This window comes from Hansschlegelia beijingensis, assembly GCF_045505405.1.
GTDB lineage: Bacteria > Pseudomonadota > Alphaproteobacteria > Rhizobiales > Methylopilaceae > Methylopila > Methylopila beijingensis_A.
On the sequence record NZ_JBJKEX010000200.1, the window covers coordinates 1 to 5498 of the forward strand.

The following is a 5498-nucleotide window of genomic DNA, read 5'->3' on the forward strand; positions in this document are numbered from 1 at the left end:
CGATCGCTGTAGCTCCGCTCGAACGGCGTGCGTCGTCTTGGCGCTCCCGTGAAGAACTTGGCCCATAGCGCGTCCCTCTCTGACGGCAATAAAGATACGCCATCACACCGTGGGACTAAACACCTAGTGCTCAGGTCCATCGCTGCGATCTCCCGGACCAGGTAACAACGTCGTTCTGGTGGGCGGTCCCGCCGCAGCCATGACTGCATGTCGCTCGTGGCGGTCAGCGTCCAGGCGGTCAAATGGGTCCTCTTCCAAAAATTGATCGAGCGCAAAGCCGCGTCCTGTTTCCGGTCGTAGAACGATGAATTCTGCCGGAGCAGGGCGTCAGCCAATATCGCGAGCGATGTTGAGCCGCCTGTCTCGATCCAGGAAAACAAAGGAGAAAGCGCGATGCCGTCACCGAGGGAAACCCGAAGGATTTATGAGGCCGGCTCGCATCTGATGCCCGCCATTCATCAAGCCCAAGATTGGCCCTACGAGGTGCCGCACACTCTATACGAGGCCTATATCTGGCCCACGCATGATGTCGGCGGGCAGCCCTACGCGCCTCAAATATTCGAGGAAAAAGAGGACGAGGAGTGGGAGAACAACGTCTACATCACCTGCGAGGTCCTCGGTTTCAGGGGCATGTGGAACGCCGAAGAACGGCGCCGCCGCTACGCCAACGATATTGGCCTGACCCTCTATTACGGCTTCCCCTATAACGCGCGCTGGATCTGGGGCGCCGCGAAGATGCTCGTCGACAAGAACTATGTGTCGCTGCTCGAGCTGCAGGGAAAGATAGCGGAGATCCGGGAAAGGCTGGGAGTGAATTCCAACCGCCGAGGTCACGCTCCGTCGAACATCAACCACGGCGACACGACCCAGATTCATACCGGAACCGGGAAGTCCCCATCCGGCAAATACATCGACTATGGGCCTACCCCTCCCTGGGAACCCACTGGCGAGGTCCAGCCTGCCCGCTTCAAGGTCGGCGACCGCGTTCGCGTGAAGGACTTACCGGCGATATTCTACACCCGGACCCAGATGTATGTCCGGAACATGACCGGGACGATCGCTGCTCTGACATACCCGGACCTGGTTCCCGCCGACGAGGCCTGGGACCGCTACGACGCTCCTCAGGAGCAGTATTACATCGTCCGGTTCCAGCAGAAGGATCTTTGGGCGGAGTACCCGTTCGAGAACGACACCCTTCAGAGCGAGTACCCGGACATGTGGCTCGAAGCTGCGGACTGACCGAAGCATTCGACCTAGCCATAGGAGCAGGACATGGCAGATAAACATCAAGATGGCGGCCACAACCATTCGGGAGACCATGGTCACGACCATGCGGCGGCGCCCATGGTCGATGAGATCTCCGACTTCGAAATTCTCGAGCTGGCCGTCCGCGAGCTAGCGATCGAGAAAGGCCTGTTCACCGCCGAAGATCACCGCGCGTTCTCCGAGTGGAACGACGCAAGATCGCCGGCCGCGGGCTCACGCATGGTCGCGAAGGCCTGGACCGACCCGGCGTACAAGGCCCGGATATTCGAGGACCCCCTGAACGCCAGCAAGGAGGTCGGGGTCGACTGGAGCGAGCCGTCCGGCTTCGGGACCACAAGCGACTACATGCACCTGACCGTGCTTGAGGATACGCCGACGCTGCATCATGTGATCGTGTGCACCCTCTGCTCATGTTATCCGCGGCCGCTGCTTGGGCACTCGCCGTATTGGTACCGCGCGCCCAACTATCGTCGCCGGATCGTCCGCTGGCCGCGCGAAGTCTTGGCGGAGTTCGGATTGATCGTTCCGCCCGAGGTCGAGCTGCGGGTGGAGGACTCCAACGCGAAGAGCCGCTTCATGGTCCTGCCCGTGAGGCCCGAGGGCACCGAGGGCTGGACGGAGGATCAGCTCGCCGAGATCGTCACCCGCGACACCATGATCGGCATCGCCATGCCGAAGCCCGGCAGGACGACGGACGGTCCTCGGCCGATCCATAGGGCCAGCCGCCCGGTGCATAGCGGCGGCAGGCCGACGGAGGCTCCACAATGAGCGGGGAGAGCGTCGGCATCCAGGAGCAGACCGAAGGTCAATACGTCGACCTTCGCCGCATCGATCTGCTCGAGTCCATACAGGACGAGGATCAGACCTGGGCGAAGCTTGCGCCGCGTTGGTGCGTCACCAATCCGGAGCCGCCATGGAAGGTGTGCCTCGACGCGACCTGCGACTGTCTGTCGGCGGGCGGGGCTCTTGATAACCTCGAGCGACGGCACGCCGAGGACGAGCTCGAGACGGTTTACAGCGCGATTCCGAATCCGGAACGCCAGCTTCTGACGCTCGCTCACATCATGGTCAGCCGCGGCCTTCTGACCGAAGAGGAGCTCGCCCGCCAGATCAGCGCCGTACGAGCGCGGCTCGAAGCTCTTTAGGACTCGAAGCTGTCTGATGACAGCGGCAATAGAGGTAGATAGGTCATGGCAATACATAGATCTCACGCGATACGCTTCGCATGCGCAGGGCCTCTCCTTCTGGCCGGCACCAACGCGGCGCTCGCCCACCACGCGATGGGCGGTCTGCTTCCGCAGACTTTCGGACAGGGCATGCTTTCCGGCCTGGCGCACCCGGTGATCGGAATGGACCACTTCGCATTCGTCGTCGCCGTCGGCATTACGGCGGCGCTTGCCGGGCGCGTCTGGGGGCTCACGCTCCCGTTCATTGGCGGGACCCTGGCCGGATGTCTCATCCATCTCGTGGGCGTCACGCTGCCGGTGGCCGAACTGGTCATCGCCGCGACGGTGCTCCTGCTCGGCGCCATCATCGCCACGAACCGCGAGCTTCCCGCGCTCATGCTCGGCGTTCTTTTCGCCGGCGCCGGGCTCTTTCATGGGTGGGCCTACGGCGAGTCGATCTTCGGCGCCGAGCAGACGCCGCTCATCGCCTATGTCGTCGGCTTCACGCTGATCCAGCTGGTCGTGGCGGTGCTCTCCGGTTTCGTCACGCGCTGGGTGATCGACAGCGACGCTGCGCGTCGGATGAATGTGCGCCTGGTGGGCGCAGCCGTCGCGGGCATGGGGCTGGTGCTGTTCGTCGGACATGTCGAAGGCGTCCTGTTCGCAGGCATCAAGTGACCGCAGCGGCGCAGGCCGAATTCGAGTTCGACGAAGAAGATACGTCCCCGTTCCGGCAATGAGCTCGGGCCCATCGCCGGAACGAAAGATCAGCAGTGCCTTGGCGTCGGGCATAGGCGGCAGAGATCATGCCGTCTTACTGCGAAGCGCGCCGACAACCTCTGGAGAGAGCAGATGGCGAAGTTCGAGAACCGGCTGGCGTGCGTGATCAAGGCGGATGGCACGATCGCCCGAGGCTACATGATCGACAAATGCGAGATGAAGGGCGAAAACGAATACCTGATCACCTGGAAAATCCCGCTCCAGGGCGAGGCCAAGACGAACTTCTCAGGCACGATCGGCAGCGCTATGGAAGAGGATGTTCAGCCCGGCTTCATCACAGTCGGACTGACGCGTGATCCAAGTCAGATGCAGGTGCATACCTATGACGTGAGCGGCAAGCCTGCGCCGCGTCCATTCCACATCGCGTGCTTCAGAGACCAGTAGGACAACAAGCGGGCGAGACAGAGCCGAATGGATCTGCTTGCTCGCACCTACGCCATGAAGCGAAAGCGCGATGTAAGTCAACGGCGTATGCAGCGCTTGCCTTGATCCCAGCCGCATCCGGCTGAAGCCGGAGTTCTCCGCTGGATCCCAGGAGCGCCGGGTGAGCGACGGGCAGTCGCTGAACTGGTCAGGGTTGGGCAGCCGAGCGCCCGTCGCGGGCGAGGCGGGGGGGCATGGGCCGCAGGCCTGACGGGCGCCGGCCTCAGACAGCACAGTGCGCCAGCGCGCCCCTGAGCAAGGGCAGAGGGACGCTACGCCATGGATGACCTCCTGCTACGCGTCATCATTTTCGCAGCGGCTGGTCTGGCGTCCGGCTTCTTCGCGGGCCTGTTCGGCATCGGCGGCGGCACCATCCGCATGCCGATCTTCATCTATGTGTTCCCGTGGCTCGGCGTCGCCCATCCGGTGATGATGCATGTCGCGACCTCGACCTCGATGGCGCTCATCATCCCGAGCGCCATCTCTTCAAGCCGCAAGCACTACAAGCTCGGCGATCTCGACCTTGGGTTCTTCAAGACCTGGGCCATCGGCCTTTTTATCGGCGTCGTCATCGGAGCGATCCTGCTGCCGTTCGGGTCGACCGAGATCCTGCAAGCCCTGTTCTCGATCTATATCATTCTAGTCGGGTTCTACATCGTGTTCAATCATGGGCGTTTCTCCTTCGGCAAGGAGCCGCCGAAGGGCGCAAGGATGGTCGGCGTCTCCTCGGTCGTAGGCTTCATCGCTGCGATGACCGGCACCAGCGGCGGCACGCTGACGACGCCGATCCTCTCGGCCTTCAACATGCAGCTCGAACGAGCGCTGGCGATCTCGGCCGCGACCGGTCTCGTCACTGGCACGGTGGGCGCCGTCGGAGCTGTCATCAGCGGCTGGAGCGCCAAGGATCTGCCGACTTATGCGCTCGGCTATGTCGATGTCGTCATCTTCCTTGTGATGATGCCGACCGTCATGATCGCCGCGCCGATCGGCGTGAGCGTCAGCCACAAGATGAGCGAGAGAGCGTTGCGGCTCACCTATGCGCTTCTGCTCATCGTCATCGGCGTTGATCTTCTGCGGCGTCTCTTCGTCTGACCAGCCCGGCGGCTCGGCCGGAACGGCGCTTGGTAAGAACAATCCTGTGGACGTTAGCGGACGGGCCGGCATACATGGCGACTGCGCCGCTGCGGATCCCCAGTCCATGCAGACGGTTGCTCAGCGGCTTCTGCGCACTGCCCCGCCCGGCGAACATCGTCGATGTCCGCAATCAGGCGGGTGCCTCACTTCCGCTTCTGGCGCCAAGCGGCGGTCGCGCCCGTCGGGAGTTGACCTGAAGTAGCCGCTCGTCCCCTCCGCGATCTGCGCACCCGCAAAGCAATCTCGCGGCCGCGCTTCTCACAGCTCAGAAGGAGCAAGGTTTGTGGACGCCCGCGCTGTCCGCAGCGAGCCGTTCCGCCGATCTGATGAAACGTGCCGTTGACGAGCCCCAACCTCGCGCCCTGCGTCTCGGGTTGGCGCGCTTCGGTCAAGTGGGAGCCAGATCCCGAAGCCACGCGCGGCCGCCAGCGAGCGTCGCCGAATAGACCGCCGCTCCTAGCGCTTCGCCGATCGCAGTGTGCATGCCGGCGAAACGCTCCCGCGGCGCGCCCTGGGGCGACGCCACCACGATGCAGTCGGTGCCTGTGCCCGTGACGAGCGCTCCGTCGCGACGGAAGCCGAGGTCGATGATCGCGGCGGTGCGGGCCTGGGTCGCGATCGAAACGGCCTCGATAAGCGCCGCATGAGCGAGCGGCTTTGAGACATGCACGAGGATGTTGATCGTGCCGACCAAGGCGAGCTCCGTGCGCGCCGGTTGCCCGACGCGCC

At 63.5% G+C, this 5498-nt stretch carries 7 protein-coding genes; 6 read left to right on the plus strand and 1 reads right to left on the minus strand.

Going from position 1 to position 5498, the window contains the following annotated elements; translation table 11 throughout:
* Positions 1–483 precede the first annotated feature (483 nt).
* From ACIKT0_RS12180 to ACIKT0_RS12205, 6 genes are all read left to right on the plus strand, one after another.
* Positions 484–1239: an SH3-like domain-containing protein gene (locus ACIKT0_RS12180; RefSeq protein WP_407105592.1), complete on the plus strand. Its 756-nt coding sequence runs from the start codon at positions 484–486 to the stop codon at positions 1237–1239.
* Between the two features lie 33 nt (positions 1240–1272).
* On the plus strand, positions 1273–2034 hold the full coding sequence (gene scnC, locus ACIKT0_RS12185; RefSeq protein ID WP_407105593.1) for a thiocyanate hydrolase subunit gamma: 762 nt from the start codon (positions 1273–1275) through the stop codon (positions 2032–2034).
* Complete coding sequence (locus ACIKT0_RS12190; RefSeq protein ID WP_407105594.1) at positions 2031–2411, plus strand: hypothetical protein; 381 nt, start codon at positions 2031–2033, stop codon at positions 2409–2411. The genes scnC and ACIKT0_RS12190 overlap by 4 nt, the downstream gene beginning before the upstream one ends.
* A gap of 45 nt (positions 2412–2456) precedes the next feature.
* Positions 2457–3110 (plus strand): HupE/UreJ family protein, encoded by a 654-nt coding sequence (locus ACIKT0_RS12195; RefSeq protein ID WP_407105595.1) that lies wholly within the window; start codon positions 2457–2459, stop codon positions 3108–3110.
* A gap of 174 nt (positions 3111–3284) precedes the next feature.
* Complete coding sequence (locus tag ACIKT0_RS12200; protein WP_407105596.1) at positions 3285–3596, plus strand: hypothetical protein; 312 nt, start codon at positions 3285–3287, stop codon at positions 3594–3596.
* Between the two features lie 318 nt (positions 3597–3914).
* A complete protein-coding gene (locus ACIKT0_RS12205) occupies positions 3915–4727 on the plus strand; it encodes a sulfite exporter TauE/SafE family protein (protein ID WP_407105597.1) in 813 nt (270 codons plus the stop codon).
* A gap of 430 nt (positions 4728–5157) precedes the next feature.
* Here the strand turns inward: ACIKT0_RS12205 and ACIKT0_RS12210 are convergent.
* On the minus strand, positions 5158–5498 hold a 341-nt coding region (locus ACIKT0_RS12210), incomplete at its 5' end, for an adenosylcobinamide amidohydrolase (protein ID WP_407105598.1).